The organism is Stenotrophomonas sp. B1-1, assembly GCF_010894375.1.
GTDB lineage: Bacteria > Pseudomonadota > Gammaproteobacteria > Xanthomonadales > Xanthomonadaceae > Stenotrophomonas.
Genome location: NZ_JAAIUZ010000014.1, coordinates 38,514 through 65,236, shown reverse-complemented (window position 1 = coordinate 65,236; position 26,723 = coordinate 38,514). Strand labels below are relative to the sequence as shown.

General features: G+C 68.2%; 28 protein-coding genes. 18 read left to right on the top strand and 10 right to left on the bottom strand.

Going from position 1 to position 26,723, the window contains the following annotated elements; translation table 11 throughout:
* Window positions 1-114 precede the first annotated feature (114 nt).
* From G4G00_RS13135 to G4G00_RS13095, 8 genes are all read left to right on the top strand, one after another.
* A complete protein-coding gene (locus G4G00_RS13135; protein WP_108751782.1) occupies window positions 115-861 on the top strand; it encodes an N-acetylmuramoyl-L-alanine amidase in 747 nt (248 codons plus the stop codon).
* Window positions 862-943: 82 nt separating this feature from the next.
* Window positions 944-2,098, top strand: a complete 1,155-nt coding sequence (locus tag G4G00_RS13130; protein WP_108751783.1) for an MltA domain-containing protein — start codon at window positions 944-946, stop codon at window positions 2,096-2,098.
* Between the two features lie 89 nt (window positions 2,099-2,187).
* The gene (locus tag G4G00_RS13125) at window positions 2,188-2,481 is read left to right on the top strand and encodes a hypothetical protein (protein ID WP_108751784.1); all 294 of its coding nucleotides are present in this window, start codon (window positions 2,188-2,190) and stop codon (window positions 2,479-2,481) included.
* Window positions 2,482-2,672: 191 nt separating this feature from the next.
* Window positions 2,673-4,718, top strand: a complete 2,046-nt coding sequence (locus G4G00_RS13120) for a TonB-dependent receptor (RefSeq protein WP_108751785.1) — start codon at window positions 2,673-2,675, stop codon at window positions 4,716-4,718.
* Window positions 4,719-5,084: 366 nt separating this feature from the next.
* Entirely contained in the window at window positions 5,085-6,146 is a 1,062-nt protein-coding gene (locus G4G00_RS13110) for an ATP-binding protein (RefSeq protein WP_108751786.1), read from the top strand.
* The gene (gene ntrC, locus G4G00_RS13105) at window positions 6,139-7,593 is read left to right on the top strand and encodes a nitrogen regulation protein NR(I) (RefSeq protein ID WP_108751787.1); all 1,455 of its coding nucleotides are present in this window, start codon (window positions 6,139-6,141) and stop codon (window positions 7,591-7,593) included. Before G4G00_RS13110 ends, ntrC begins: the two co-directional genes overlap by 8 nt.
* Window positions 7,594-7,686: 93 nt before the next feature.
* The gene (locus tag G4G00_RS13100) at window positions 7,687-8,256 is read left to right on the top strand and encodes a superoxide dismutase family protein (RefSeq protein WP_164274219.1); all 570 of its coding nucleotides are present in this window, start codon (window positions 7,687-7,689) and stop codon (window positions 8,254-8,256) included.
* A gap of 33 nt (window positions 8,257-8,289) precedes the next feature.
* Complete coding sequence (locus tag G4G00_RS13095) at window positions 8,290-8,925, top strand: superoxide dismutase family protein (RefSeq protein WP_108748041.1); 636 nt, start codon at window positions 8,290-8,292, stop codon at window positions 8,923-8,925.
* 81 nt (window positions 8,926-9,006) lie between these two features.
* Here the strand turns inward: G4G00_RS13095 and G4G00_RS13090 are convergent, their stop codons facing one another.
* Both G4G00_RS13090 and G4G00_RS13085 read right to left on the bottom strand, forming a co-directional pair.
* A complete protein-coding gene (locus G4G00_RS13090) occupies window positions 9,007-9,447 on the bottom strand; it encodes a hypothetical protein (protein ID WP_108751789.1) in 441 nt (146 codons plus the stop codon).
* A 144-nt stretch (window positions 9,448-9,591) separates the two neighbouring features.
* Window positions 9,592-10,479: a hypothetical protein gene (locus G4G00_RS13085; RefSeq protein WP_108751790.1), complete on the bottom strand. Its 888-nt coding sequence runs from the start codon at window positions 10,477-10,479 to the stop codon at window positions 9,592-9,594.
* Between the two features lie 93 nt (window positions 10,480-10,572).
* Between G4G00_RS13085 and G4G00_RS13080 the strand changes: the two genes are divergently transcribed.
* A complete protein-coding gene (locus tag G4G00_RS13080) occupies window positions 10,573-11,868 on the top strand; it encodes an acetyl-CoA C-acetyltransferase (protein WP_108748044.1) in 1,296 nt (431 codons plus the stop codon).
* A gap of 69 nt (window positions 11,869-11,937) precedes the next feature.
* Here G4G00_RS13080 and G4G00_RS13075 read toward each other — a convergent pair whose 3' ends face one another.
* The 3 genes from G4G00_RS13075 to G4G00_RS13065 form a co-directional block, all read right to left on the bottom strand.
* Window positions 11,938-13,239 carry a heme biosynthesis HemY N-terminal domain-containing protein gene (locus G4G00_RS13075; RefSeq protein WP_108751791.1) on the bottom strand — a complete coding sequence of 434 codons (1,302 nt, stop codon included), beginning with the start codon at window positions 13,237-13,239 and terminating at the stop codon, window positions 11,938-11,940.
* Window positions 13,240-13,245: 6 nt separating this feature from the next.
* On the bottom strand, window positions 13,246-14,226 hold the full coding sequence (locus G4G00_RS13070; protein ID WP_108751792.1) for a uroporphyrinogen-III C-methyltransferase: 981 nt from the start codon (window positions 14,224-14,226) through the stop codon (window positions 13,246-13,248).
* A 103-nt stretch (window positions 14,227-14,329) separates the two neighbouring features.
* Entirely contained in the window at window positions 14,330-15,118 is a 789-nt protein-coding gene (locus tag G4G00_RS13065) for a uroporphyrinogen-III synthase (protein ID WP_164274213.1), read from the bottom strand.
* Window positions 15,119-15,152: 34 nt separating this feature from the next.
* On the opposite strand from G4G00_RS13065, the gene G4G00_RS13060 reads away from it, so the two are divergent.
* The 6 genes from G4G00_RS13060 to G4G00_RS13035 all read left to right on the top strand — a co-directional run bounded on the left by G4G00_RS13060 (window position 15,153) and on the right by G4G00_RS13035 (window position 19,449).
* Complete coding sequence (locus G4G00_RS13060) at window positions 15,153-15,620, top strand: YiiD C-terminal domain-containing protein (protein WP_108748048.1); 468 nt, start codon at window positions 15,153-15,155, stop codon at window positions 15,618-15,620.
* Between the two features lie 33 nt (window positions 15,621-15,653).
* Entirely contained in the window at window positions 15,654-16,085 is a 432-nt protein-coding gene (locus tag G4G00_RS13055; protein WP_108751794.1) for a hypothetical protein, read from the top strand.
* Window positions 16,086-16,141: 56 nt separating this feature from the next.
* Window positions 16,142-16,579, top strand: coding sequence for a rhodanese-like domain-containing protein (locus tag G4G00_RS13050; RefSeq protein WP_108748050.1), 438 nt, complete (start codon window positions 16,142-16,144; stop codon window positions 16,577-16,579).
* A gap of 100 nt (window positions 16,580-16,679) precedes the next feature.
* Window positions 16,680-17,198, top strand: a complete 519-nt coding sequence (gene secB, locus G4G00_RS13045) for a protein-export chaperone SecB (RefSeq protein WP_004153553.1) — start codon at window positions 16,680-16,682, stop codon at window positions 17,196-17,198.
* Window positions 17,199-17,218: 20 nt separating this feature from the next.
* Complete coding sequence (locus G4G00_RS13040; RefSeq protein WP_108748051.1) at window positions 17,219-18,244, top strand: NAD(P)H-dependent glycerol-3-phosphate dehydrogenase; 1,026 nt, start codon at window positions 17,219-17,221, stop codon at window positions 18,242-18,244.
* 563 nt (window positions 18,245-18,807) lie between these two features.
* Window positions 18,808-19,449 (top strand): Ivy family c-type lysozyme inhibitor, encoded by a 642-nt coding sequence (locus tag G4G00_RS13035; RefSeq protein WP_164274211.1) that lies wholly within the window; start codon window positions 18,808-18,810, stop codon window positions 19,447-19,449.
* Between the two features lie 14 nt (window positions 19,450-19,463).
* Here the strand turns inward: G4G00_RS13035 and G4G00_RS13030 are convergent, their stop codons facing one another.
* Window positions 19,464-19,838 (bottom strand): hypothetical protein, encoded by a 375-nt coding sequence (locus G4G00_RS13030; RefSeq protein ID WP_108748053.1) that lies wholly within the window; start codon window positions 19,836-19,838, stop codon window positions 19,464-19,466.
* A 506-nt stretch (window positions 19,839-20,344) separates the two neighbouring features.
* Here G4G00_RS13030 and G4G00_RS13025 point away from each other — a divergent pair.
* Window positions 20,345-20,713 carry a hypothetical protein gene (locus G4G00_RS13025; protein ID WP_164274208.1) on the top strand — a complete coding sequence of 123 codons (369 nt, stop codon included), beginning with the start codon at window positions 20,345-20,347 and terminating at the stop codon, window positions 20,711-20,713.
* 29 nt (window positions 20,714-20,742) lie between these two features.
* Here G4G00_RS13025 and G4G00_RS13020 read toward each other — a convergent pair whose 3' ends face one another.
* Together G4G00_RS13020 and G4G00_RS13015 are read right to left on the bottom strand one after the other, a co-directional pair.
* On the bottom strand, window positions 20,743-21,057 hold the full coding sequence (locus tag G4G00_RS13020) for a hypothetical protein (protein WP_164274206.1): 315 nt from the start codon (window positions 21,055-21,057) through the stop codon (window positions 20,743-20,745).
* Window positions 21,058-21,165: 108 nt separating this feature from the next.
* Window positions 21,166-21,498, bottom strand: a complete 333-nt coding sequence (locus G4G00_RS13015; protein WP_164274202.1) for a hypothetical protein — start codon at window positions 21,496-21,498, stop codon at window positions 21,166-21,168.
* Window positions 21,499-21,977: 479 nt separating this feature from the next.
* Between G4G00_RS13015 and G4G00_RS13010 the strand changes: the two genes are divergently transcribed.
* Window positions 21,978-22,550 carry an Ax21 family protein gene (locus G4G00_RS13010; protein ID WP_199911434.1) on the top strand — a complete coding sequence of 191 codons (573 nt, stop codon included), beginning with the start codon at window positions 21,978-21,980 and terminating at the stop codon, window positions 22,548-22,550.
* A 236-nt stretch (window positions 22,551-22,786) separates the two neighbouring features.
* Complete coding sequence (locus G4G00_RS13005) at window positions 22,787-23,761, top strand: Dyp-type peroxidase (RefSeq protein WP_164274199.1); 975 nt, start codon at window positions 22,787-22,789, stop codon at window positions 23,759-23,761.
* A 142-nt stretch (window positions 23,762-23,903) separates the two neighbouring features.
* On the opposite strand, the gene pnuC is transcribed toward G4G00_RS13005, so the two are convergent.
* Both pnuC and G4G00_RS12995 read right to left on the bottom strand, forming a co-directional pair.
* Complete coding sequence (gene pnuC, locus G4G00_RS13000; protein ID WP_108754686.1) at window positions 23,904-24,476, bottom strand: nicotinamide riboside transporter PnuC; 573 nt, start codon at window positions 24,474-24,476, stop codon at window positions 23,904-23,906.
* Between the two features lie 8 nt (window positions 24,477-24,484).
* Window positions 24,485-26,665, bottom strand: a complete 2,181-nt coding sequence (locus G4G00_RS12995; RefSeq protein ID WP_164274196.1) for a TonB-dependent siderophore receptor — start codon at window positions 26,663-26,665, stop codon at window positions 24,485-24,487.
* Between the last annotated feature and the right edge of the window lie 58 nt (window positions 26,666-26,723).

Below are 26,723 nucleotides of genomic sequence, written 5' to 3'. Positions count from 1 at the left end.
GGTGATCCTCAATGCCCGCAAGCGGGACGCCGAGGTGGCCCTCGGCAGCCCCTGACAAGACAGTTGCTACTCCGTGGGCATGCATCGTCGCGCCTGATCGCGCACAATCGGTGCATGCACCCGATCCGCACGCCCCTTCTGCTGTCGGCCTGCCTGCTGCTGGCCGCCTGCGCGTCCACGCCGCAGGATGTCCGCAACCCGCTGGCTACGTGGGTGCCATCACCCAACCAGAATGCGCGTGGCCCGGTGGCCATCGTCATCCACCATACCGACCAGGAATCGGTGCAGCAGAGCCTGCACACGCTGCGCACCGCCAACAGCGGCGGCCCGGTCAGCGCGCACTACCTGATCGGCGCCGATGGCCATCGCTACCAGCTGGTGGCCGATGCACGCCGCGCCTGGCATGCCGGCGCCGGCCGCTGGGGCACGCTCACCGATCTGAATTCCACGTCGATCGGCATCGAACTGGACAACAACGGGCAGACGCCGTTCACCGCGGCGCAGATCGACGCGCTCATCGTCCTCCTGCGTGATCTCACCACGCGCCTGAACATTCCGCCGCGGCAAGTGATCGGTCACGCCGATCTGGCTCCCACGCGCAAGGCCGATCCCAGCCGTTTCTTCCCGTGGCAGCAGCTGGCCGCCGCCGGTTTCGGCGTGTGGCCGCGCGCCAGCGATGGTCCCGCACCGGACGGCTTCGACGCGTGGAACGCGCTGGCCCGTTTCGGCTACCCGCTGGACGATCGCGAAGCGGCTGTCGCCGCGTTCCATCGCCGTTTCCGTGGCAGTGACGATCTGCCCAGGACGCTGGATGCAGAAGACGCGCGCATCCTGCATTCGCTGCTGCTGCAGACGCCGTAAGCCTGAACACCCGCGGGGCGTGGTCCGGCGCTACCCGTGCTCAAGGTTGCCGGGCCACCATCGGCCCCACTACATTGCGACGATGATCACTGTTACGTCGTCCCCGCGCGCGCTCCTCACCCTCCTGGCCGTTGCCCTGCTTGCTGGCTGTGCCACCACCGGCACCGGCCCGGGCGCACCGGCCGCCCCGCCGGCTGCCGCCACCTACGCCAAGGCCGACTGGAATGCGTTGCCGGCCGTTTCCGATGCCGACCTGCTGGCCGGCTTCAGCGCCTGGCGCAGCAGCTGCAGCCGCCTGAAGAACGATGCGATCTGGGCACGACCCTGCACGACCGCAGCCACGGTGTCCGACAAGGACCCGGCCGCCATCCGCGCCTTCCTGCAGCGCGATCTGCAGGTCTATGCACTGCGCGCCGGCGGCCACCGCGAACAGGGCCTGATCACCGGCTACTACGAACCCATCTACAGCGGCAGCCTGACCCGCACCGCGACCGCCACCGTGCCGGTGTATGGCACGCCCGATGACCTGGTGGTGGTGCAGCTGGACAGCCTGTACCCGGAACTGAAGGGCAAGCGCCTGCGCGGCCGCCTGGACGGCAAGGTGCTCAAGCCCTATGACGATGCCGGCACCATCGCCAGCAAGGGCGCCAAGGCCCCGGTACTGGCCTGGCTGACCGACCCGATGGACCTGCAGTTGCTGCAGATCCAGGGCTCGGGCCGGGTGCGCCTGGCCGATGGCAGCCAGGTGCGGCTGGCCTACGCCGAACAGAACGGCCACCCATACCGCGCCATCGGCCGCTGGCTGGTGGACCAGGGCGCGCTGAAGAAGGAGGACGTGACCATGGATGCGATCCGCGCCTGGGCCCGGGCCAACCCGGCGCGCGTGCCCGAACTGCTGCGCAGCAACCCCAGCTACGTGTTCTTCGTGCGCAACCCCGACAGCCCGGAAGGCCCACGCGGCTCGTTGAACGTACCGCTCACCGCCGGCTACAGCGTGGCGGTGGACCGCAGCGTGGTGCCGCTGGGCAGCCTGCTGTGGCTGTCCACCACGCGACCCGATGGCAGCCCGGTGGTGCGGCCGGTGGCCGCGCAGGACACCGGCGGTGCCATTGCCGGCGAAGTGCGTGCCGACCTGTACTGGGGCAGCGGCGACGCCGCAGGCAAGCTGGCCGGCGACATGAAGCAGCAGGGCCGCATCTGGCTGCTGTGGCCGAAGGGCGCCGCCCTGCCGAACTGACCCGGCCGGGGTCGGATCCCTTTCAGTAGGAAAGGGCTCTGACCCCGGATGCCTGATAATGGCGCCATCCGAACTGTCCGGCCCCCGCAATGAAGAACGTCAAAAGCCACACCACCAAGAAGTACTACAAGCACTGGGCCGAATCGGGCCTGGGCAAGGGCAACGTGCTGATGGAAGCCCGCGGCGAGAAGATCGTGCGCCAGGTGGAAATCTACGGCACCAAGCTGGTCTGGGCCGACGAGCACGGCCAGAGCGACGACCGCTTCGTGCTGGCCGACCAGCCCGTCTCGTTCCTGGATTTCGACGAAGACGACGAAATCAGCGCCCGTGAATTCGAAAGCGCCTGGAAGAAGGCCCGCGAAGCCACCGGCTACCCGGTGTAACCCCCCGCGCGATACCCGCTCCACCGCCCTTGTAGAGTCGAGCTTGCTCGACTGCTCCACCGCTCTTGTAGAGTCGAGCTTGCTCGACTGCTCTCGGCAACGGCAGGTGCGAAGTCGAGCATGGCTCGACTCTACAAAGCGCGCGGGCGAAATGTTATAGAATTACATTTTGCCCGCGCCCTTCCACCCCCATGAAGACCCCCACCCTGGTCGCAGCCCTAGCGGCCGCCCCTTTCGCTCCCGATGCCTTCGCGCAATCGGCCGACGCTGCGCTCACCCTGGGCAAAGTCGACGTACACCAGCACAGCGAAGGCCAGTTGAGCGCCCACCAGGTGCTGACCTCGGTGGACGTGCTGGGCGCAGACCAGATCGAAGACCGCAACGTCTCGCACAGCTGGGAACTGCTGGGGCAGATGCCCGGCATCCAGCTCACCGAAACCCGGCAGGGCGCCGAATCGGGCAAGGTCAGCTTCCGCGCCTTCAACGGCGAGGGCTACCTCAATGCCATCAAGACCCTGATCGACGGCATTCCCAGCAACGTCAACAGCGGCAACCAGCGCTTCATCGACATGCTGTTCCCGCTGGAAATCAGCTACATCGAAGTAGTGCGCGGCACCAACGACCCGCGCTACGGGCTGCACAACATCGGCGGCAACGTGAACTTCGGTACCCGCCAGGGCGGCAACTACACCGACGCGCGGCTGGCCTACGGCAGTTACAACACCCGCGATGCGCAGCTGGCGATCGGCCGTGAAAGCAACGGCTTTGCGCAGAACTACTTCGTCGGCCAGCAGGCCAGCGATGGCTACCGCGACCACGACACCTCGAAGAAGTACGCGCTGGGCGGCAAGTGGTTCTACGGTTCGCTGGAAGACGGCCTGCGCGTGGGCGTGACCGCGCGCGCCTACCACCACGAAGCCGACGAACCGGGCTTCATGACCGCCGAGGAACTGCGCACGCACCGTCGTGGCAGCGACCTGCGCAATGCCAACGATGGCGATGACCGTGACATGCGGCAGATCGCCGCGCATCTGGATCTGGCGCTCAGCGACGCCCTCAGCTTCGGCACCCGCCTGTACTACAACCGCTACGAAGACGACCGCCGCGTCACCTTCAGCGACCTGCCCAGCGGCAACCTGCCGCGCCAGCGCCGCGTGTGGGATGAGCGCCAGGCCGGCCTGATCAGCACGCTTACCTGGCAGGCCGCGCCCGTGCTCACTGTCGAAGCTGGCCTGAACTACGAACAGCAGGACAACGGCTACACCCGCGAGCGCTACAGCTACGCCGAGCCCACCGACTTCAGCGTGGCGCCGGCGCGGGTGCAGAACAACGATCGCCACAGCTTCGACAACTGGGGCGCCTACGTGCAGGCCATCTACCAGCCAAACACCGCCTGGAAGATCGTGCCGGCCTACCGCGTGGACCGCTTCAGCGGCCGCACCCGCTTGATGGATGGCAGCACCGGCCGCCTGCAGGATTACGGCAGCATCGGCCAGCCCAAGCTGAGCGTGATCCACAGCCTGGGTGCCAACACGCACGTCTACGCCAACTGGGGCCGCACCTTCCAGGTGCTCACCGGGTCCACCGCGCCGGCCTATCTCAGCCCCGGCCAGGCGCCGATGCAGCCGTCCACCAACACCGGCATGGAGCTGGGCCTGAAGTTCCAGCCGTTCCAGGGCGCGCAGGCGCGTCTGGCGGTGTGGCAGCAGGATGCGGAAAACGAGGTGTCCAACATGCCGGCCACCGGTACCACGGTCACCCTGGGCAAGACCCGCCGCCGTGGCGTGGATGCGCAGCTGAGCCTGCAGCTGGGCGATGACTGGACGGTGTGGGCCTCGCATGCCTACCAGGAAGCGAAGATCACCCGCGACGACCGCGATGCCAGCGTTTCCCTGCAGGGCCGCGAAGTGGCCGCCACGCCGCGCCACATCAGCAACCTGGGCGTGGATTACCAGGCCAGCGACGCATTGCGGCTGGGCCTGCAGGCACGCGCACAGGGCGACTACTACCTGGAAGAGCGCAACGTGGCCGGCAAGTTCGGTGGCTTTGCCGTGCTCGACCTCAGCGCCGCCTACCAGTTCAACCCGCGCTGGAGCGTGGACCTGCAGCTGAAGAACGTCACCGGCCGCGAGTACGCCTACGCCTGGTACGACAGTTTCTTCTGGGACAGCGCCCGCCCGATGTTCTCGCCCGCGCCCGGCCGCAGCGTCTTCGTCGGCCTGAACATGAAGCTGTAACCCGGCCACGCACCCGGTCGTGGTCGAGCTTGCTCGACCTGCGGCAGGGGTCACCGCGCATGGGGTCACCGCGCATGGGGTCAGATCCCTTTTCGCAGAAAAGGGCTCTGACCCCGGATCAACCTCCCGTCGCCGCTTTTCCCTTCGCCGCATCGAAATCGGCCTGCAGACCAATCCAGAACTTGTCAGTGACGCCGAAGTAGCGCGACAGGCGCAGGCCAGTGTCTGCCGTCACGGTGCGATGGGGTCAGAGCCCTTTCCTGCGGAAAGGGATCCGACCCCGGACCTCACCGCGCATGGGGTCAGATCCCTTTTCGCAGAAAAGGGCTCTGACCCCCACACCTCGTTTTGCACTACATTGGTGCAATGTCCGACCCCGCACCCCCGCCCTCCCTTGATGCCCTCGGCACGCCGCTGGCCTGGGCCGGGGCCGATGGCCGCATCATCGGCTGCAACCCCGCCTTCGCCCGCTGGCTGGGCGTCAGCGTCCGCCGCCTGCTGGGCCAACCGCTGGCCGCGCTGGAAGTGCAGGGCGAGGCACTGGCCCATTTCCTGGCCCGGGACGAGCGCGACAGCCTGCGCCTGAACCGGCTGGCGCTGGCCGTACCGGGCGAAGGCGCGCGCTTCGCCGAAGGCTGGATGAGCCGCCGCGATGACGGCGGCTGGCTGCTGGAAGCGCACCCGGTGGATGAATTTCCCGGCCTGGACCCGACCCAGGCCCTGCCCAGCGCGCTCAGCGCCGCCTTGAAGGGCCTGGCCCACGAACTGCGCAATCCGCTGGCCGGGCTGAAGGGCGCCGCCCAGCTGCTGGCCCGCCGGGCGGCCCAGCGCGATGCCAGCGAACGCGAACTGATCGAACTGATCGGCTCGGAAATCGAACGCCTCAATGGCCTGCTCGACCAGCTGCTGTCGCCGGCACCGGCCGCGCCGCACGCCTCGCTGAACATCCACGCTTCGCTGGAGCGCGTGCTGCGCCTGGCCGAAAGCGAAGCCGGCTGGGCGGTGCGCCTGCAGCGCGACTACGACCCCAGCATTCCCGAATTCGCCGGCGACGCCGACCGCCTCACCCAGGCCGTGTGGAACCTGGTGCGCAACGCCATCCAGGCCGGCGCCGGGGTCATCACCCTGCGCACGCGCGTCGAGCATGGCGTGCGCATTGCCGAACAACTGCACACGCTGGCGCTGCGCCTGGAAATTGCCGACGACGGCCGTGGCGTGCCCGAAGAACTGGCCGAGCACCTGTTCCTGCCGCTGGTCAGCGGCCGCGCCGAGGGCACCGGGCTTGGCCTGGCGCTGGCCCAGCAGGTCACCCGCGAGCATCGCGGCACGCTCACCTACCGCTCGCGCCCCGGCCATACCGTGTTCACCCTGCTGCTGCCGATCGGCAACGGCACCGCCCCGGCCGAGGAGGCCCCGCGCGATGTCTGACGTCTCTCTTTCCGCGCAGCGCGTCTGGGTGGTCGACGATGACCGCGCCGTGCGCTTCGTGCTGTGCACCGCACTGCGTGAAGCCGGCTACCAGGTCGACGATTTCGACAGCGCGGCAGCGGCACTGAAAGCGCTGGCCGAAAACCCGCCGCCGGCACTGCTGTTCACCGATGTACGCATGCCCGGCGACGATGGCCTGGTGCTGCTGGACAAGCTGAAGACTGCACTGCCGCAGCTGCCGGTGGTGGTGATGTCGGCCTACACCGATGTGGCCAGCACGGCCGGTGCGTTCCGCGGCGGCGCCCACGAATTCCTGTCCAAGCCCTTCGATCTGGACGATGCGGTGGCGCTGGCCCAGCGCGTGCTGCCGGCGGTGGCCCCGGCCCTGGCCGCGCCAACCCCGGTGAACGAAGCGCCCAGCGACCAGCCGCCGCAGCTGGTGGGAGACACCCCGCCCATGCGCGCGCTGTTCCGTGCCATCGGCCGCCTGGCGCAGGCGCCGCTGGCGGTGCTGATCACCGGCGAAACCGGCACCGGCAAGGAACTGGTGGCCAACGCGCTGCACCGTGAATCGCCGCGTGCGCAGGGCCCGTTCGTGGCGCTCAACACCGCCGCCATTCCCGCCGAGCTGCTGGAAAGCGAATTGTTCGGCCACGAAGCCGGCGCCTTCACCGGCGCGCAGCGCCGCCATATCGGCCGCTTCGAACAGGCCAACGGCGGCACCCTGTTCCTGGATGAAATCGGCGACATGCCGCTGCCACTGCAGACCCGCCTGCTGCGTGTGCTGGCCCAGGGCGAGTTCTTCCGGGTCGGCGGCCGCGAGCTGATCCATGTGGACGTGCGCGTGGTCGCCGCCACCCACCAGGATCTGGAAGGGCTGGTGGCGCAGGGCAAGTTCCGCGCCGATCTGCTGCACCGGCTGGACGTGGTGCGCCTGCAGCTGCCACCGCTGCGCGAGCGCCGCGAAGACATCGCGCAGCTGGCCAGCACCTTTCTGGCCGCCGCCGCCCACAAGCTGGACACGCCGCCGAAGCGGCTGACCGCTGCCGCCCTGCAGGCGCTGCGCGAACACGACTGGCCCGGCAACGTGCGTGAACTGGAAAATGTCTGCTGGCGCATGGCCGCGCTGGCCGCCGCCGAGACCATCGGCGTGGCCGACGTGGACACCGCGCTGAACCGCACCCGCCAGCGACGCGGCAGTGGCCACGCAGCGGGTGCCGATCCGGGGCAGTGGGAAACCCTGCTGTCCGAATGGGCGCGCCGGCAGTTGCAGGAAGGGGCCGAAGGCCTGCATGCGCAGGTGCGCGATCGGGTGGACCACGCCCTGCTGGAGGCCGCCCTGCAGATCACCCACGGCCGCCGTGCCGAGGCCGCGGCACGCCTGGGGCTGGGCCGCAACACACTCACCCGCAAGCTGGGCGCCGGCCGCCGCCGCGGCGGCCATTGAACGGAATCTGCACACCCTGCTCGCGCCCGCTTGCCGAACCGTTGATCCGTCATGGACGATGCCGTCCGTAGTGTTACCTGCAAGGAGTCTTCGATGCGTCTCTCACATGCCCTTCTGCCGCTGTCCGCCGCCGTGCTGCTGTCTGCCTGCGGCAGCGCGCCGAAGAAGCCGCAGCCCACGCCGCCGCCGCCGAACGTGATCAGCACCGCGCAGCAGGCCGAAGCGAACCTGGCGCCGGCCTCGGCCAGCATCGTCAGCGGTCGCCTGGTGTTGAAGCCGGAAAGTGGCGGCGTGCACCTGACCGGGTTGATCGGTGGGCTGCAGCCGATGCAGCAGGCCGGCTTCCACATCCACGAACGCGGCGACTGCAGTGCGGTCGACGCCAGCAGTGCCGGCAATCATTTCAACCCCGGTGGCAGCGCGCACGGTCGCGCCGGCAGTGGCAAGCATCACTTGGGTGACATCGACAACCTGCAGGCCGATGCGCAGGGCCGCGCCAACATCGATATACACCTGAAGGGCGTTACCCTAGGCGGAGGCGCCGCCACCGATATCGCCGGTCGTGCACTGGTCGTGCATGCCAACGCCGATGACTATCGCAGCCAGCCCGCCGGCAATGCCGGCGTCCGCATCGCCTGCGGCGTGATCCGGGTTACCCGCTGATCGCCCGCCGGCACCCTCACCAAGGAGATTCACATGCGTCTGATCCACACTTCGCTGTTCGCGGCCATCGCCGCCCTGGGCCTGGCGGCCTGCAGCCAGCCGGCCACGCCGGAAGCCGAAGCACCGGCCACCACCCCGGCCGAAGGTTCGGCAGCACCGGCCGATCCGGCCAGTGCCCCGGCTGCCGACGCGGCTGCTGCCGCCACCACCGACGCCACGGCCAGCGCCGAACTGGCACCGACCCAGGGCAATGAAACCAAGGGCAGCGTCACCTTCAAGGTGGTCGATGGCAAGGTGCACGTCAGCGGCCAGATCAGTGGCCTGAAGCCGGGCAGCGAGCACGGCTTCCACATCCATGAAAAGGGTGACTGCAGCGCGCCGGACGGCATGAGCGCCGGCGGCCACTTCAACCCGGGCAAGCAGGACCACGGCAGCGTGGCGGCCGATCCGCACCACGGCGGCGACATGCCCAACATCAAGGCCGACGACAAGGGCGTGGCCACCATCGATGGCCCGGTGTCCAGCAACGTCAACATCGGCAAGGGTGATGACTTCGACATCATCGGCCGAGGCCTGATCGTCCACGCCGACGCCGACGACTACAAGACCCAGCCGACCGGCAACGCCGGCGCGCGCCTGGCTTGCGCGGTCATCCAGAAGGCCCCGTAAGAAAGCAGAAACGCCGGCGAAAGCCGGCGTTTCTCATTGCGCTGGCGCCGGGCCATGCCAGGCGGATTGCATCCGATCGCCTTACAACGGTGCCGCGGCCAACTTCCTGGCCTGCACCGCCACTGCATCGCAGGCGGCCGTGCTGCCCTCGCAGAGGGTGGCTATCTTGCGGGTGCGACGAAACGGATGTTCGCGATCCCAGCCGATCGCCGTGCGCATGCGCACCACCGAGGGCGCCAACGGATGTGGCGCGGTGAACAACACCCAGGTGGTGGCGGTGTAGTCGGGGTCGTTCTCCACCGTTTCCTTGCTCGTCTGCAGCACGACCATGCCGGCCGGCGTCTGCGCCTGCAGTCGCTCGATGTCCTTGCGCTGCGGCAGCTTCTCAGCGAACGCTGCCACGCTGGTGTACTCCAGCGGCAGATTGTCATCACCCGTGCGCACCGGGGCGCTGGCCTGGGCCAACCCGCTCAGGGCCAGCCCGAGCAGGCAGGCGGCACGTCGGCACGCAGAAACGGTCATCGCAGGAACTCCAGTATGGTGCGCCGGGTCATGCCCGGCGGAACGCCGCTTTCGTAGAGTCGAGCTTGCTCGACTGGCCCTTCGCGCAGACGCGCCCGGGCACGGTAGCGCCGGGCCATGCCCGGCGGAAGGTATCCCGGAAGATCAGCGCGCCAGCAGCGCGCGCGCGTCCTGGCCGGCTTCGCAGTGCACGAACAGCACCGGCACGCCGTGTGCCTCCAGCACCGCGGCCATCTGCCGCTGGCGCATCAGGAACTGTTCGTAGATGCCCTGCAGGCGATCACAATCGCCCTTGCCATGGTTGTAGTAGGCGCACCAGCCGGCCGGGTCGAACAGCGCCATGCGCGCCTCGCCCTGCACATAGCGCAGCAGCGGTTCCGGCGCCGCGTCCAGCCACTCTTCCTCGGCCGGGGCCAGGATCGCCGTCTCGATCAGCGGCCACAGCGCGGCCAGGCCCTGGTTGTCGTACTGCATCGACATCATCGCGGCCAGGTCATTCACCGTGAAATAGCGCGCGTGCTCGACCCGGGCGCCGAAGCCCTTCTGCGCCATCAGCGCGGTATCGGCATGGGCCATGCCGTTGGCCAGCAGCGTTTCTTCCAGCGCATCGGCCACCGCGGCAATGGTGGCCGCATCGGTGCCGGTCAGCAGGAACGGCACCACGCGCAGGCCACCGCCCACCAGGGTGGTATCGGCCTGGAACGGCAGCGGCACGTCGCCCTGCGCATCGGCACCGAAGGCCAGCAGACGCGGGCCCTGGTTGCTGCCGGGCGCGCGCATCTGCAGTTCTTCCAGGCGGCGGTGGATCGGCCAGCCCGGGCGCAGTACTTCGGCCGGGTCGAAATGGGCGGCGGCGAAGACCAGGTCCAGCTCGGCCACCTGCGGCACCAGCTTGGAAAGATCGCGGCCGACACGTTCGGCCAGTTCGCCGGCCTGTTCGGCGCTGAGGACCGCCTGGCCAGGAATTTCTCCGCCGGCCAGTTCCAGGGCCAGCACGCCAAGGGCGTTCATCGCGGGGTCGGGTTTGCTCATGGTTCCACGGTTGGCCCATCACAGGGCGGCAGCTACACTTGGCCCCATTATGCCTGCTCTGTCGTGCAGGCCATGTTGCAGACACCCTCATCCATGCCAGGTATCTCCATGCCCAACGCTCGTCCCGTCGCCATCCTCGGTGGCGTCCGCATTCCGTTCTGCCGCCAGAACACCGCGTATTCGGATGTCGGCAACCTTGGCATGTCGGTACGTACGCTGGGCGCGCTGGTCGAACGGTTCGGCCTGCATGGCCAGCAACTGGGCGAAGTGGCCATGGGTGCGGTCATCAAGCATTCCAGCGACTGGAACCTGGGCCGCGAGGCCACCCTGTCCTCGGGCCTGTCGCCTTTGACCCCGGGCATCACCCTGCAGCGCGCCTGCGGCACCTCGCTGGACAGCATCATCACCGTGGCCAACAAGATCGCCCTGGGGCAGATCGAATCGGGCATCGGTGGCGGTTCCGATACCACCTCCGACGTGCCGATCGTCTACGGCAAGAAGCTGCGCGCGCGCCTGCTGGCCGCCAACCGGGCCAAGACCACCGGCGACAAGATCCGTGCCCTCACCTCGGGGTTCAAGTTCTCTGAACTGAAGCCCGAGTTCCCCGGCGTGGCCGAGCCGCGCACCGGCAAGAGCATGGGCGACCACTGCGAGGACATGGCCAAGGAATGGAACATCTCGCGCGATTCGCAGGACGAGTGGGCTGTCTCGTCGCACAAGAAGCTGGCCGCTGCCTATGAGCGCGGCTTCTTCAATGACCTGATCGCACCGTTCCGCGGCGTGGAGCGCGACAACATCCTGCGCGCCGATACCTCGCTTGAAAAGCTGGCGACCTTGAAGCCCGCGTTCGACAAGGTCTCCGGCCGTGGCACGCTCACCGCGGCCAATTCCACCCCGCTCACCGACGGCGCCGCGGCCGTGCTGCTGGCCAGCGAAGAATGGGCCCGCGCGCACGGCCACGAGCCGCAGGCCTACCTGCGTGATGCGCACGTGTCGGCGGTGGATTTCGTGCACGGCGAAGGCCTGCTGATGGCGCCGACCGTGGCCGTGCCGGAAATGCTGAAGCGCAATGGCCTGACCCTGCAGGATTTCGACATCTACGAAATCCATGAAGCCTTCGCCGCCCAGGTGCTGTGCACCCTGCGCGCGTGGGAGAGCGAGGATTACTGCCGCAACCGCCTGGGCCTGGATGCACCGATGGGCCGCATCGACCCGGACAAGATCAACCTGCTGGGTTCGTCGCTGGCCACCGGCCACCCGTTCGCCGCAACCGGCGCCCGCGTGATCGCCACCGCCGCCAAGCAGCTGGCCGAACGTGGCGGCGGCCGTGCCCTGGTGTCGATCTGCACCGCCGGCGGCATGGGCGTGGTGGCGATCGTCGAACGCTGAGCGCATCAAACGTTGGAATTGAAAACGCCGCCCATCGGGCGGCGTTTTCGTTGCGCGATGCGTCGATGGTCACGGCAATCGCGGGTTGCCGAACGCGTCGCGTTCTTCGTTCGCGTCATACACCGGCGGCTGCACCGCCGTAGGCTGCTCTTCCACCGTGGCCCGCAGCGGTGCCTCGGCGGTGCCGTCACGCGCCAGCGCCACGCTGTCCTCGCCGCGCTGCAGGCGCAGGGCGTTGCCCAGGCACTGCGCGGCCAGTGCAGGTTCGCCACGCTGGGCGAAGGCTTCACCCAGTGCTTCCCACGCCGGCGCCCCGGCACCGGCGGCAACGGCCTCGTGCAGGAAGGTTTCCGCCGCCGCCCAATCCTGCTGCGCCAGCGCCACCCGGCCCTGGGCCAGGCGCAACGCCGCCGAATCCGCATGCACGTTGCGCCAGCGCTGCAGGTTGGCCTGGCGGGTGGCCAGTCGGTCTACCGGCAGGCGGCCGTACAGCGCCACCAGTTCGTCGTCCCAGCGCTGGTCCAGTGCCTGTTCCAGCGCCAGCAGGGCGGGTTCGTCCCATTCCAACGCCACCGCGCGGGTGGCATAGGCACCCACCACATCGGGCGTCGGCCGCAGCGCCTTGGGCGTGGTTTCCCACTGCGCGGCCAGCGCGTTCACATCGGCCGCTTCCAGCAGCGCCTGCGCGGCAAGCCGGGCTTCCAGTTCGCTGGCGGCCTCGCTGGGCAGCACCTTGCTCTGGCGCAGCGCGCCCAGCTGGCCGTAAGCCTCGTGGGCGCGGCCAGCGCGGGCCAGCGCTTCGGTGCGCAGCCACAGGCCACGCGGCGGCAGCGGCTGGATCGCCGCCACGTCCAGCGCATTGATCGCATCCACCGGCAGATCGCGGGCCAGCAGCTGTTCGGCGCGCAGCAACGCATGCAGCGTGGCATCGCGCTCGCCCAGCCGCTGCAGCAGCGCTTCACCGCCGGCGCCGTCGGCCCGCGCCTGCGCGCTGCGCACCGCGTTGGCCAGCGCGATCGCCGTCACTTCCGAATCCTGCGCGGCACCGTCCAGGAGCTTCTCCGCGCGCTGCCACTGGCCGTGTTCATAGGCCTGCAGGCCATCGATCAGGCGCACCCGGCCCTGCTTGCGGCGGTAGCGGCCCCAGGCACGGAACGGTGCGGCAATCAGGCTCCACAGCAGCCACAGCACCAGCACGGCGATCACCGCCAGCAGCGCCACCTTGGGCAGGTTGCTGTGGTAGTCGTAGCCACCGTGGCGCAGGATCACCTCGCCATAGCGGTTCAGGTCTTCGGCGCCCAGCCATTGCGCGGCAACGATGCCGATGGCCACGGCCAGCAACAGCACGACCAGGGATTGCACGGGCTTCATACGGTCTTACCTCCGGTCGGTCTGGGTGCGCAGCTGCCGCAGCGTGCTGCCAAGTACGTTGCCATCGGCCTGTAGCGGCAGTTGGCGCAGGGCCTGCAGTTCAGCACGTTGCGCGCGCAGGGCTGGTGAATCCGGCCAGCGGCGCTGGGCCCACTGGTCCACACGGGCCAGCGCGGCATCGCGGCCGCGGCCATCACCGCGTTCAATGGCGGCACGGGCCAGGGTCAGTTCCAGTTCCAGTGCCTGTTCGGCGCTGGCACGTTCGCCGGCGGTCAGTGGCCCCTGCAGGCGGCTGGGGGTGATATCGACGAAGGCTGCGATGGCCGCCTGCCACCAGGGCCGCGCGACCGGCGCCACGGGCGCTGTGGGCTGCACCTGCGAAGGCAGGCGCTGCAACGCCTGCGAGACCGCATCCAAGCGCTGCAGGGCCAGCACGCGCGGGCCATTGCCCAGTGCATCCAGCGCTTCGCGTTCCTGCACCAGCGCCTGGCGCAGGTTCAGGCCATCGCTGTCGGGCAGTTCGGCCAGCGCGGTGGCGGCCAGGCCGTACAGGCGGCGCGCGCCATCCACATCGTCGGCGAAGGCCAGGCGCTGGGCGGCCTGGGTCAGCAGCAGCTCGGCCTCGTCGCGCTGCACCGCCTGGCGGCCCAGGTTGGCGCTCTCGGTCAGCTTGGCCAGGTTTTCTTCCAGCAGCGCGCTGCGCTGGGACAGGCCCAGCATCTCGTCGCGCAGCACGCGGTTGGTGGCCGCCGCATCCTGCAGGCGCTGGCTGCTGGCGCGCTGGTCGCGGCGCAGGGCGTCCACCGCTGCTTCCAGGCCCCGCAGCTGCACGGCGGCGGTCTGCGCCTGTGCCTGCTGTTCGCGCTGCTGGTGCTGCCAGAAGTACCAGGCGCCGTAGCCGGCGGCCGCCAGGCCCACCACCACGGCGCTGGCCAGCAGCCAGCGGGCAGGGGAACGGGGGGCGGCAGGGGGCGTAGTGTCGTTCATCAGGCTTCCTTGTCGGCGGCGCGCCCGGGTGGGCCCGGCCGGCGGCGTTGCACACAGCATCACCGTTGGCGATCAGCGCAGCAAGCGTGTGCCCAGCGCCTGTTCAGTTCGCTGCCGGGGCGGTGAGTGCGGCGTGTGCGGCCGCGGTCATCTGCGCGACAGTGGGGCCTTCGCTGCGCACCACGCGCTGCAGGCTCAGCGCCTGCGCCTGCGCGGCCAGTCGTTCGCTGGCGGCCAGCACGGTGGCCTGCTGGCGCAGGCGCTGCTGCCAGGCCGGTGACAACTGCTGCCAGAACCGCTGCAACGCCTCGCCACTGCTGACGGCCAGCAGCCAGGGTGTCGCCGATTGGGCCAGGCGCGACAAGGTACGGCGCGGAAGGCGCAGCGGCACGCGTTCGTAGACGTCCGAACGCAGGATCTGCGCGCCGGCCCGCTGCAACTGGGCGGCAATCAGGCCGCGGCCGCCGGGGGCGGTTACCAGGCCAATCTGCAGCCCCTGCACGTTATCCAGGGCGGGCAGGCCCAGCAGCCCTTCGCTGTCCATCCGCTGCGGCGCCTGCACGTCGGCCACGCCCAGCGCCTGCAGTGCGCGTGCGGTGCCTTCGCCCACGGTCAGCCACGGGCCGCGCTGCGCGGCGGGCAGGTCCACCCACGCCGCTGCAGCCGCCACCGCCGCCGGGCTGGTGAAGACCACCCGCGGGCAGGCCAGCGCCTGGTTCAGCCGCTGTTCCACCGCCGCGCCCTGCAAGCGCCGCAGCCGCCACGGCGAAAACGCCAGCGTGGTCCCGCCGTAGCGGGCTGCGGCGCGGCGCAGCCCGGCATGCTGCCCCTGCGGGCGCAGCGATATCAGGGTCCAGCCAGTGGGTATCGTATGGTTGGGCATTGACGTCATTATGCGGGCCCTTCGTTGTCGTGGTTGCTGCTCGATGTCCGTTGATGCCCTGACTTCCTCGCTGGCCTCCCTGCAGGACGTGCTCGACTGCATGCCGGCCGTGCGCGCCATGCAGATCCGTCTGGATGGCTACGCCGACGGCGTGCTGCGCATCACCGCGCCGCTGGCCGCCAACGTCAACGACAAGGGCAATGCCTTCGGCGGCAGCCTGGCCTCGGTGCTCACCCTGTCCGGCTGGGCCCTGGTCAGCCTGCGCCTGCGCCTGGCCGGGCACGACGCCGAGGTCTACGTGGCCGACAGCAACCTGCGCTACCTGGCGCCGGTCTACGAGGACCTGCACGCCCATGCGGCCGCCGCCGAAAGCAGCGCCTGGGACACCTTCCTGTCCACCTTCCGCCAGCGCGGCAAGGCACGCATCAGCATCGTCGCCACCCAGCCCGGCGCCGATGGCCGGCCGGCGGCTGAATTCAGTGGTCGCTTCGTTGCCTTCGCCAAAGGGTAGGATGTCAGGCTGACGTCCTTGGGGAACCCACCGATGCGCCGCTTGATCCAGATCCTGTTGTGTTCGTTGCTGCTGGTCAGCGCCGTTGCCGGCGCGGCCGCCGACGATCTGACCCGCAAGCAGCGCAAGCTGCTGGAAGAAACCCAGATCGCCTACGGGGCCACCATCCGCTGGGGCACGATGGACGACGCCATCGCTTACCTGGACCCGCAGCTGCGCAAGGACAAGCCGCCCACCCAGTTCGAGCTGAACCGCTACGCCCAGCTGCGGGTGTCGTCCTACCGCGAGCGCAGCTCGGCTTCGCTGGACGGCGGCCAGGTCGAGCGCCGGGTGGAAATCGGGGTGATCAACCAGAACACCCAGGCCGAGCGCACCGTGGTGGTGACCGAGCGCTGGCGCTGGGACCCGGAAGCCAAGCGCTGGTGGCAGGCGGCCGGCCTGCCGGACCTCTGGCAGGGGCAGTGACGGCCCGCCTGCGGCTTGTGCGACAATCGGCCCCCGCTTATAGACCCGTGATCTGAGTGAATTACGAAGAGCTGCTGGCCTTTGCCGGCCGAAACCCGATGCTGTCCGCAGCCCTGGTGGGCCTGACCGTGGCGATCATCGTCACCGAGGTCCGCCGCCTGTTCCGGGGCTTCAAGGGCATCAAGCCGGCTGAACTGACCCAGCTGATGAATGCCGGCGGCGCCGTGGTGGTCGACCTGTCGGCCAGTGGCGACTTCGAGAAGGGCCACATTGCCGGCAGCCGCCAGGCGCAGGCCAGCGCGTTCGGTCCGGAGCACAAGCTGGTGGCCAACGCCAAGCAGAGCCCGGTGGTGCTGGTGTGCCGCAGCGGCAACGCCTCGGAAACCGCCGCCAAGGCGCTGAAGAAGGCCGGTTTCGAAAAAGTGTTCGTGCTCGACGGCGGCATTCCCGCCTGGCAGCAGGCCGAACTGCCGCTGGTCAAGGGTCGCAACTGATCGAACGCGGTGGCGGCATTGGCCTTGTGTGGGCCGCCTGCCGCCCCCATCGCTGTAGTTCGACCTACGTTTTCATTGCATTCATCTGGAGTTACAGGAAATGTCCGAAGAGATCACCAACGGCGCCGCTGCGCCGGTCGATGCCGCTACCGGCCCCGCTTTCACCGTCGAGAAGATCTACGTCAAGGACGTTTCCTTCGAGTCGCCGAACGCGCCGACCATCTTCAATGACCAGGTGCAGCCGGAGCTGCAGCTGAACCTGAACCAGCAGGTGCAGCGCCTGGGCGAAAACGCCTTCGAAGTCGTGCTGGCCGTGACCCTGACCTGCCAGGCCGGTGAGCGCACCGCCTACGTGGCCGAAGTGAAGCAGGCCGGCGTGTTCGGTCTGGTCGGCCTGGACCCGCAGTCGATCGACGTGCTGCTGGGCACCCAGTGCCCGAACATCCTGTTCCCGTACGTGCGCCAGCTGGTCAGCGACCTGATCCAGGCCGGCGGCTTCCCGCCGTTCTTCCTGCAGCCGATCAACTTCGAAGGCCTGTACGCCGAAACCCTGCGCCAGCGCCAGGAACAGGGCGACGCGCCGTCGCTGGCTGATTCCGAGCCGGCCGGCAACGCCTGAGCTTGGCTACGACGTCACGGATGAGCGATACCGCTGACAAAGTCGCCGTGCTTGGCGCCGGTTCCTGGGGAACCGCGCTGGCCACGCTGCTCGCCCGGCACGGTCACCCGACCGTGCTGTGGGGGCGCGATGCCGCCGTGGTCGAGGCCATCGACCAGCGCCATGAAAACCCCCGCTACCTGCCGGGCATCCCGCTGCCGGACAGCCTGCGCGCGACCACCGACATGGCGGCCGCCCTGCAGGATGCCGCCTGGATCCTGGTGGTGACCCCGTCGCACGCGTTCAATGAAACCGTGCGCGCGCTGGCGCCGCTGCGACCGGCCGGTGCCGGCGTGGCTTGGGCCACCAAGGGCTTCGAACCGGGTTCGGGCCGCTTCCTGCACGAAGTAGCGCGCGAAATCCTGGGAGACGACGTGCCGCTGGCCGTGGTCACCGGGCCGTCGTTCGCCAAGGAAGTGACCCAGGGCCTGCCGACGGCGATCACCGTGCACGGCGACGTGCCCGAGTTCGCGCAGACGGTGGCCGAAGCCATGCATGGCCCGGCGTTCCGTGCCTATACCGGCGATGACATGGTGGGTGCCGAACTGGGTGGCGCCATGAAGAACGTGCTGGCCGTGGCCACCGGCGTGGCCGATGGCATGCAGCTGGGCCTGAATGCCCGTGCCGGCCTGATCACCCGTGGCCTGAACGAAATGCTGCGGCTGGCCGCGGCCATCGGTGCCAAGCCGGAAACCCTGATGGGTCTGGCCGGGCTGGGCGATCTGGTGCTGACCTGCACCGGCGATCTGTCGCGCAACCGCCGCCTGGGCCTGGCCCTGGGCCGTGGGCAGACGCTGCAGGATGCCGTGCGCGAAATCGGCCAGGTGGTTGAATCGGTGCAGACCGCCGACGAAGTGATGCGACAGGCGCGCCGTCATGGCATCGACCTGCCCATTTCCGACCGCGTGCGTGCCGTGCTGCACGGCGAGCAGACGCCTGAAGAAGGCCTGCGCGCGTTGCTGGCGCGGGAACAGAAACCGGAATACCCGGATACCCTGTTCAAGTGATCTGAAGAACCCCGGCCCAACGCCGGGGTTTTTTTTGGGTCGCGCGCGCGGCCATCCACGCATGGCGTGGATCTACAACCTGCGGGAACCCGCTCTTGGTAGGTGCCAAGCTTGCTTGGCACAGTGCATCACCGCGCGCGGCCCATCCACGCATGGCGTGGATCTACAACGTGCGGGAACCCGCTCCTGATAGGTGCCAAGCTTGCTTGGCACAGTGCATCAACGCGCGCGGCCCATCCACGCGTGGCGTGGATCTACAACGTGCGGGAACCCGCTTTTGGTAGGTGCCAAGCTTGCTTGGCACAGCGCATCAGCGCACGCGGCCCATCCACGCGTGGCGTGGATCTACAACGTGCGGGAACCCGCTCCTGGTAGGTGCCAAGCTTGCTTGGCACAGTGCATCACCGCGCGCGGCCATCCACGCATGGCGTGGATCTACAACCTGCGGGAACCCGCTCCTGGTAGGTGCCAAGCTTGCTTGGCACAGTGCATCACCGCGCGCGGCCCATCCACGCGTGGCGTGGATCTACAATCGCGGCTTTACATCACGACACGGACAGGGAATGAAGTCCAGGAATCTCGCCATCTCATGGCTCATCGCGCTGTTGGCTGCGTGTTCGCAGGCACCGGCACCGCAGGCAGAGGCTGCGCCTGCACCCACGCCGATCACACCCGCACCCGCACCGTCCATTGAAGACGGCGTGGACCCGTCGGTGTGGGACAACGAGGGCGAGCCCGAAGGCGAAACCCCCAGCGGCGAACTGAGCTGCCATGACAATCCGCTGGCCACCTACTTCTTCACTCTGGTGGGCGGCAATACGGTGGACGACTGCGGGCGCAAGGACGCCCGGCTGCTGGCTGCGTTCGACGCGCTGATGCAGGAGACCGCCGATGCCGAATCCAGCGAGCCGGGCATCGCGCCGCTGCGCGAACGGCTGCTCAGTGGGCCCAGCGCACCGGGCCAGCCGGTGCAGCTGCAGGACGGCGCCTGGTGGTTCTACACCGCCTGCCAGGCCCACCAGTGCCCCAACACCGCGCTGGCGGTGCTGTACTCGCCCGAGCAGGGGCGCATGGTGGGCCGGCTGGCCGCGCGCTGCAAGGTGCGCTGGCTGGGCGGGCCCAACGACGAACAGCGCCAGCGCATCGCCCACCTGCGGCCGCTGGACCCGGCAACCCTGGCCGGCGAGGACGAGGACTGCCGGTAAGCGGGTGGCCTGGGCTATGCGTCCGGGCGCAGGCGCGTGCTGATCTGCGCGGTCATCGCCAGGCAGGCCATCATCAGCCCTTCCACCACGCGGTCGCCGGGGTGATCGCTGGGCGGGCCGTTCTGGCGGATACGCTCGGCGGCCAGCAGCATTTCCAGGCCCACACGCAGGCCGGACAACGCGCATTCGGCGTCGGCCAGTGCCTGCTGCCGGCCGGGCATCAACTGGCGTTCGGGCCAGGGCTGGCCATCGGCGGCCGCGCCCTGGCCGATGCGGCGCAGCGCGGCAACGAAGGCGCTGGGCAGTTCAGCGGTGTCGGCCGTGGCCGGTTGATCGGCGCTGGGGGCAGCGCGGTGCGGGTGCAGGCGGGGGAATTCCGGGGTGGTCATGGCTGGGGCTCCGTGCGGGACGAACGGTGGCCGCCACACAAAGGTGGCGGGCGGAGACGTGGCTCGAAAACCGGGGCTTCTGCTATTCCGGCAGGCACAAGGCCTCCACGCTCCGCCCGCCATGGCCGGCAGACGGATTGCCAGCCGGCGCCACGTGAGGTGACGCCGGCGGGCAAGCGTAATCAAGCAGAAGCACGGGTTTTCGAGGCCCGGCCACCGGTGCGCTGGTGGCCCACCCTGTCTACCCGTGCAGCCGCGCTGCGCCCATCAGACAAGTTGCAAACGCACCACGGTGCGACGCGCCGGCGTAGTCTTCCATGCTGCCCAAACCCCTGCGGCAAGGTGTGACGCAGGCGAACGCCGCCCAGTGCCGATATGCGACAACGGTCTTCATCGCGCCCCTTTGCTGCGCACCATCCAGTGCCAGTTGCGACAGCGCTGCAGTGCTACGCTGCGCCCAAACCGTCGCACCGTTCCTCCACGTTGTTCCGATAAGGGCCCGAGCCATGATGGATGCCACAACGCCTGTCGACCTGTTCGCCGCACTGCGCGGCCTGCTGCGCGACGCCGCCGGTTCACTGCAGGTGGTGCACGACAGCCCCGAACACTTCTACGCCAACGGCCCGCACCCCGATGCCAAGGGCAAGCCGCAGTTCTTCGGCGCGGTGAAAGTGTCCGGGCGCAAGCACGCCTTCCACTTCATGCCGGCCTATGAATTCCCCGAGCTGCTGGCCGGTATCAGCCCGGCGTTGAAGAAGCGCATGCAGGGCAAGTCCTGCTTCAACTTCGACACATGGGATCCGGTGCTGATGGACGAACTGGCACAGCTGGTCACGCAGGGAACAGCCCGCTACCGCGCGCTGGGTCGGCTGTAAGCAGCGCGGTTCGAACGGCAGGGCCGCACTCAGCCTGCGTGCACGTAGCGGTCCTCGACAATCTCGGTCACCTCGTCATCCTCGTCCAGGCGGAACTCGAGATACCCGTCGTGTTCGCTGAAGACGGCCACGCCCTTCGTTGCATCGATCACGCAGAAGGACAGCGGCACGGCCACGAAGAAGCCGCTGCGGCTTCGCAGTTCCACACGGCGTGCATGGCTGAAATCGCGCGCGCCCAGACCTCTTTCGCGCAGCTCCTGCGCTGAACGCCCGCGTTTTATCGACAGTTCCTCTGCCCAGTCGCGCACGACGTCCATGGGGCCGCGTAGGGGTTTGATCTGCATGATGTGCCATTCCGTCTGCGTGGACGACAAGCCTAACCTGCATGACCTGTGGCATGGACCGACCGCTATCTGAAGCGGCTGGAAGGCGGGGGTTGAAGCTCACGCGGCCTAGCGCGGTGAACCCGCCGCGCGCACCGACGCCCTGGCAATGATCACCACATAGGTGACCAGCATGCCGGCAGCCAGGCCCATGACTTCCATTTCCCAGTTGTCACGGTACGGGGAAGGGCCGGCGATGGCCCAGCCCAGCAGCAATGCCGCCATCAGCGCCATCATGCGGTGGGCCGAGGTGATCAGTGCATCTTCGCTGGCGTGGCCCAGGTTGGGATCCCAGCGGCCGATCAGCCAGCCAAAGCCACGCCAGTAGTCCCGCGCCACCATGTAGTGAAGTAACACCACCCCGGCCAGTGCGCTCAGCAGGAACTGCAACAGGGGATGCATGGGTCGTCCTTGTACGCGCGTGGGGGATCAGCCGTGTGGTTCAGCCGGGCAAGCAGGTCGACCGCCAGCACGAGACATCGCGTGCATCACCTCGTCGCTGGAGGTTTGAAGGCAGGTCTTGCCTGCTTACCCCGCTGCACGGTGGGGCCACCGCCCTCGACCCTGCTCAGAAAGTTCTCGCTCACCCGATCCCAAGCCTTGGCTGCGGTACTGAACCCTCGCCCTGGCGAGGACTTACGTTAAATCGCCCCGCATCGCGGGGAATCGTCACGTTGTGAGGGATTCTACGAACTTCCCATCCATCGGGCCAAACCACTACAAGTTCCCTGAACGGGAACTTCATTCATGTACTGGTCAGTACAATATTCAGGGTCGATTTCACCAGCAAACGGATAATTCACACCTGTCGACCGCCTCCTCTCTCCCTCTCCCGGGAGGCGGCCGACGAAACCAAAAATAATTAAAGGTGTGTCCCGATGATCAAGAATTCGCTGCTTGCCCTGGGTCTGCTGGCTGCCCTGCCGTTCGCTGCATCGGCTGCCGATGGCCTGTCGTACAACTACGTTGAAGGCGGTTACGTGAACACCGATGCCAAGGGCGGCGACGCCGATGGCTGGGGCGTGAAGGGCTCGGTTGCAGTGCACCCGAACTTCTCGGTCTTCGGTGACTACAGCAAGCAGGAAACCGACACCTTCAAGAACGATGTCGCCCAGTGGCGCATCGGTGCCGGCTACAACTATGGCATCGCACCGAACACCGACCTGGTGGCTCGTGTTGCGTACCAGAAGTTCGACCTGAAGCACGGCCTGGACTTCAACGGCTACTCCACCGAAGTGGGTCTGCGTACCGCGTTCAACCCGTACCTGGAAGGCTATGCGCTGGCCGGTTACGAGGATTACAGCAAGAAGCACGGCATCAATCCGGAAGGCGAGTTCTACGGCCGCGTCGGCGCCACCGCCAAGTTCAACCAGAACTGGGGCCTGAGCGGCGAAGTGAAGCTGGCCAAGGCCGGCGATCGCGAGTGGTTCGTGGGTCCGCGCTTCAGCTGGTAAGACATCGCTCTGTCGTTAGTGCGTGTAAGTGGCATGTGACTCTCTCTCTCTCCCGCATGCCATCCGAAGCCCGGCCTTGTGCCGGGCTTCTTTTTTGCCTGGAATCGCCGCGTCGCCCAACGGTAGATCCACGCCATGCGTGGATGCTCTCCTCAGCCACGCATGGCGTGGCTCTACTGCAGCCGTGTTCGGGGTGGTTCGGCTATCATCGCCGCCTCAAGCCAGCAGGATGTTCCATGAATTCCCAGCCCGCCCCGATCACCGCCCTGAACCACACGCTGGACAACGAGCCGCAGCAGATCACCGCGCCGTTGACCCATTGCGCGGCCTTCCTGGTGCTGAAGGTGAAGGACGATGCCGATTCCATCGCCACGGTGCGGCAGGTGCTGGGCAGTACCGATGATCTGATCAAGAACACCGCCATCCGCGAGATCGAGCGCACATTCACCTGCAACGTGGCCATCGGCCATCGCGTGTGGGAACCGCTGGTGGGCAGCACGCCGCCGCGCGAGCTGAAGCCGTTCCGCCAGATCCAGGGCGCCACCCACACGGCGGTGTCCACCCCCGGCGACCTGCTGTACCACATCCGCGCGCGCACCCAGGATCTGATCGTGGCCTTCGAGCGCAACCTGCTGCTGGCCTTCGGCGATGCGGTGGAAACGGTGGATGAAGTGGCCGGCTTCCGTTACTTCGACGGCCGCGACCTGCTCGACTTCGTTGATGGAACCGCCAACCCGGAAGGGCTGTCGCTGCCAGAGGCCACCATCGTGGGTGACGAAGACCCCGACCATGCCGGTGGCAGCTACGTAGTGGTGCAGAAGTACCTGCACAACCTGGAGGCCTGGCGCGCGCAGAAGACCGAGGCGCAGGAAGCCATCATCGGCCGCACCAAGCACGACAACATGGAACTGGACGATGCACCGGCCGATGCGCAGAAGTCGCACAAGACGCTGTGCACCATCGAAGATGCCGAGGGGGAGCACGAGATCCTGCGCGACAACATGCCGTTCGCGCGCCCGGGCCACAACGAGTACGGCACCTACTTCATCGGCTACACGCGTCGGCTGTGGGTGATCGAGCAGATGCTGGAGCGCATGTTCATCGGCAATCCGGCGCCGCTGCACGACCGCATCCTGGATTTCTCCACGGCGGTCACCGGCGTCACCTTCTTCGCACCCTCGCGCAAGGTGTTGGCCGACCTGGGCGAGTAGATCCACGCCATGCGTGGATGAACCGCGCGGCCCAACCCAGCCACGCATGGCGTGGCTCTACTTCCGGGACCGAGCAGATCCACGCCATGCGTGGATGAAGCCCCGCAGCCCGGCGTACCTGGGCAGTCGAGCAAGCTCGACTCTACGGGGCCGAGGCGACCTGCGGTGCGCGCGCGGCGGCCTGCCACGCGCGCAGGCCGAATACCGCCAGGCCCAGGAAGAACACGTACAGCGCCGCGGTCACGTGCAGCGACTTGAACAGGTACGTGCCCACGTACACCACGTCCACGCCGATCCACACCCACCAGCACGCCGCATGCCGGCGTGCCTGCCACCACTGGCCGACCAGGCTGAGTCCGGTCAGCAGGGCATCCAGCCACGGCAGTGCGGCATCGGTGAAGCTGTGCATGACCGCACCCAGTGCCACGCCGCCGCACACGCCAATGGCCAGGTCGCGCAGCAGCTTGCCCCGCGCCAACGGCACGATGCGGATGCTGCCTTCATCGGCGGCGTGCTGGCGCCAGTTCAACCAGCCGTAGACCAGGAAACCGCCGAAGATCACCTGCAGCAGGGTGTCCGAATACAGCTTGGCTTCGGCGAACACCAGCCCGTACAGCGTTACCGACAGCAGCCCCACCGGCCATGCCGACAGCCGGCGCCGGGCCATCAGCCAGACGCCCAGCACGCTGCACAGCGCGGCAGTCCACTCGAGCAGGGGCCCGTTCACAGCGCGAACGTCACCGACAGGCGCGCCTGTCGCGGCGCACCGGGGAACAGGTAGTAGTCACCGGCACTGCTGCCGGTGTCACGCCAATAGAAGCGGTTGAACACGTTGTCCACCGACAGGTTCCAGGTGACCGCACGTTCGTGCGGGCGGTGCTGGAAGCGCAGGCCGGCATCGAACACCGAATAATCCGGCGCACGCATCGCGCCATCGGCACGCGCCACGTTGGCCGATGCGTAGCGCCAGCCCCCGGTCACCTGCAGGCCCTGCACGAACGGCAGCGCGTAGGCCAGGTGCACGCTGGCGCGCACCTTCGGCACGTTCACCAGCTGGTGGCCTTCATAGGCCGGCGTACCGGCATCGCGTGCGCGTGCGCGCAGCACGCTGGCGCTGGCCACCACCTGCAGTGCATCGGTCAGCTGGCCGTTGGCGGTCAGCTCCAGGCCGGTGTGGGTCTGCTGGCCTTCCTGCACGAAGGTGAAGCCCACATCGCTGTCGTCCGGCTTGGCGTACTGGTAGGGCTGGCTGATGCGGAACACCGCCGCGCCCACGCTCAGTGCCTCGTTCGGCGCGTACTTCACGCCCGCTTCCAGCTGGCGCGATTCCACCGCCGGCAGGAAGGTGTCGGCGGTGCTGGTCCAGAACGGCGCTTCCTGCCCCAGCGAAATGCCACGCACGTAGCTGGCGTAGGCATTCAGCTGGTCGGTGGCCTTCCACACCAGGGCGGTCTGCGGCAGGAAGCGCGACAGGCGGCTGTGTCGTTGCGGGTTGCCGCGCTTGTCGTAGGCGCGCTCGTCCAGGCGCACGTAGCGGCCACCGGCCAGCCACTGCCAGTCGTCACCGAAGCTGAGCCGGTCCAGCGCAAAGAAGGCGTTCTGGCGGCTGTCCAGGCGCCGCGCGGACGGGCCCGGCTGCAGCGGCGACGGATCGAACACCGGCACCTGGCCGTCGTGGTAGTTGGTGGTGCCCACGTACTCGTTCACGCTGGGGCGGCGGTCCACGGTGCGGCGGTAGGTTTCGCCGCCCAGGGTCAGCTCATGGCCCACGCTGCCGGTAGTGAAGCGCCCGCGCAGCTCGGCGCGTGCCTGCTGGTTGCGGCGGGTGTCGTCGGGGCTGCGGTAATCGTAGACATCGTAATCGCCATTGGGCGCGAAGTAGTTGCCCGGCACGCTGCCGTCGGCGCACTGCGCGGCGTAGTAGCAGCCGTAGGCGAAGGCTACGTTGTCATCGATCACCGTGCGGCTGTGGCCCAGCGCCACGCGCGACTGCCAGCTGCTGCTGAAATCGTAGGTGTGCTGCACGGTGATGTTGGTGCTGGCGATGCCCACCGGCATCTGCCACGGCTGGTAGCCCAGCAGGTGGTCACGGTCCACGCCGCGCGGCAGTTCGCTGGCACCCAGCAGCTGGTAGCCCGATGCCGAGCGCTGCGAACTGGTCTGGTAGTTGGCATCCATTTCCAGCTTGCCGCGTTCGCCGATCAGCCAGTCGGCGGCCAGCGAATAGAAATTGCGGCGGCCATCGAGGTGTTCGATATACGAATCGCTGGCATCCCAGGCGGCGTTGAAGCGCACGCCGAAGCGCGGGGTCAGCCAGTGGCCCACGTCCACGGCGGCGTAGCGCGAGCCTTCCGAATCGGTGCCCAGGGTGACCGTGCGCACTTCGGCCGGGCGCTTGCCCACGTAGTTGATGATGCCGCCCGGGGCCATCACCCCGGCAGCCAGGCCGGCTTCACCCTTCAGGATTTCCACCGATTCCACGTTCTCCAGCGCCAGCCGCTGTTCGCCGGCCATCGACAGGCCGTTGAAGCGGTAGCCGGTGGCGGCGTCCAGCGCGAAGCCGCGAATGGCCACGTTCTGGTAGTAGCCCACCGGGGCATAGGCATCGCCCAGCGAGGCATCGTTGCTGGCCAGTTCGGACAGCGAACGCACCTGGCGCTGTTCCAGGTAGCTGCGGTCGAGCACGTTCACCGATGCCGGGGTGTCTTTCCAGCTGCCACCGCCGAAGGCATTGGCGCGCGAACTGGCAGAGGCGGGCTTGCCGGCCTGCACGCGCACGGCGGCCAGATCGGTGGGCGAACGATCGGAGGTGTCGGCGGCATCGGTGGCGGCCTCGCTGGCATGCAGCGGCAGGGCGGCACACAGGGCCAGGGCGAGCAGGGTGGGGCGCAGGCAGCGGTTCATTCGGTTCGTCTTCTGACAGCAAGGGAGACGAAGCGACGGCGCACGGACGCACGGGCCC

Bases quoted from the DNA above. Each gene is read 5' to 3' on its own strand.
- G4G00_RS13055 (WP_108751794.1), top strand. From the start codon at position 15,654: ATGCGCCGCTTGATCCAGATCCTGTTGTGTTCGTTGCTGCTGGTCAGC.
- G4G00_RS13025 (WP_164274208.1), top strand. From the start codon at position 20,345: ATGATGGATGCCACAACGCCTGTCGACCTGTTCGCCGCACTGCGCGGC.
- G4G00_RS13005 (WP_164274199.1), top strand. From the start codon at position 22,787: ATGAATTCCCAGCCCGCCCCGATCACCGCCCTGAACCACACGCTGGAC.
- G4G00_RS13030 (WP_108748053.1), bottom strand. From the start codon at position 19,838: ATGACCACCCCGGAATTCCCCCGCCTGCACCCGCACCGCGCTGCCCCC.
- G4G00_RS13060 (WP_108748048.1), top strand. From the start codon at position 15,153: ATGTCCGTTGATGCCCTGACTTCCTCGCTGGCCTCCCTGCAGGACGTG.
- G4G00_RS13075 (WP_108751791.1), bottom strand. From the start codon at position 13,239: ATGAAGCCCGTGCAATCCCTGGTCGTGCTGTTGCTGGCCGTGGCCATC.
- G4G00_RS13015 (WP_164274202.1), bottom strand. From the start codon at position 21,498: ATGCATCCCCTGTTGCAGTTCCTGCTGAGCGCACTGGCCGGGGTGGTG.
- G4G00_RS13095 (WP_108748041.1), top strand. From the start codon at position 8,290: ATGCGTCTGATCCACACTTCGCTGTTCGCGGCCATCGCCGCCCTGGGC.
- G4G00_RS13125 (WP_108751784.1), top strand. From the start codon at position 2,188: ATGAAGAACGTCAAAAGCCACACCACCAAGAAGTACTACAAGCACTGG.
- G4G00_RS13065 (WP_164274213.1), bottom strand. From the start codon at position 15,118: ATGACGTCAATGCCCAACCATACGATACCCACTGGCTGGACCCTGATA.
- G4G00_RS13130 (WP_108751783.1), top strand. From the start codon at position 944: ATGATCACTGTTACGTCGTCCCCGCGCGCGCTCCTCACCCTCCTGGCC.
- G4G00_RS13090 (WP_108751789.1), bottom strand. From the start codon at position 9,447: ATGACCGTTTCTGCGTGCCGACGTGCCGCCTGCCTGCTCGGGCTGGCC.
- G4G00_RS13040 (WP_108748051.1), top strand. From the start codon at position 17,219: ATGAGCGATACCGCTGACAAAGTCGCCGTGCTTGGCGCCGGTTCCTGG.
- G4G00_RS13135 (WP_108751782.1), top strand. From the start codon at position 115: ATGCACCCGATCCGCACGCCCCTTCTGCTGTCGGCCTGCCTGCTGCTG.
- G4G00_RS13035 (WP_164274211.1), top strand. From the start codon at position 18,808: ATGAAGTCCAGGAATCTCGCCATCTCATGGCTCATCGCGCTGTTGGCT.
- G4G00_RS12995 (WP_164274196.1), bottom strand. From the start codon at position 26,665: ATGAACCGCTGCCTGCGCCCCACCCTGCTCGCCCTGGCCCTGTGTGCC.
- G4G00_RS13020 (WP_164274206.1), bottom strand. From the start codon at position 21,057: ATGCAGATCAAACCCCTACGCGGCCCCATGGACGTCGTGCGCGACTGG.
- G4G00_RS13120 (WP_108751785.1), top strand. From the start codon at position 2,673: ATGAAGACCCCCACCCTGGTCGCAGCCCTAGCGGCCGCCCCTTTCGCT.
- G4G00_RS13080 (WP_108748044.1), top strand. From the start codon at position 10,573: ATGCCAGGTATCTCCATGCCCAACGCTCGTCCCGTCGCCATCCTCGGT.
- ntrC (WP_108751787.1), top strand. From the start codon at position 6,139: ATGTCTGACGTCTCTCTTTCCGCGCAGCGCGTCTGGGTGGTCGACGAT.
- G4G00_RS13070 (WP_108751792.1), bottom strand. From the start codon at position 14,226: ATGAACGACACTACGCCCCCTGCCGCCCCCCGTTCCCCTGCCCGCTGG.
- G4G00_RS13110 (WP_108751786.1), top strand. From the start codon at position 5,085: ATGTCCGACCCCGCACCCCCGCCCTCCCTTGATGCCCTCGGCACGCCG.
- G4G00_RS13100 (WP_164274219.1), top strand. From the start codon at position 7,687: ATGCGTCTCTCACATGCCCTTCTGCCGCTGTCCGCCGCCGTGCTGCTG.
- G4G00_RS13085 (WP_108751790.1), bottom strand. From the start codon at position 10,479: ATGAGCAAACCCGACCCCGCGATGAACGCCCTTGGCGTGCTGGCCCTG.
- secB (WP_004153553.1), top strand. From the start codon at position 16,680: ATGTCCGAAGAGATCACCAACGGCGCCGCTGCGCCGGTCGATGCCGCT.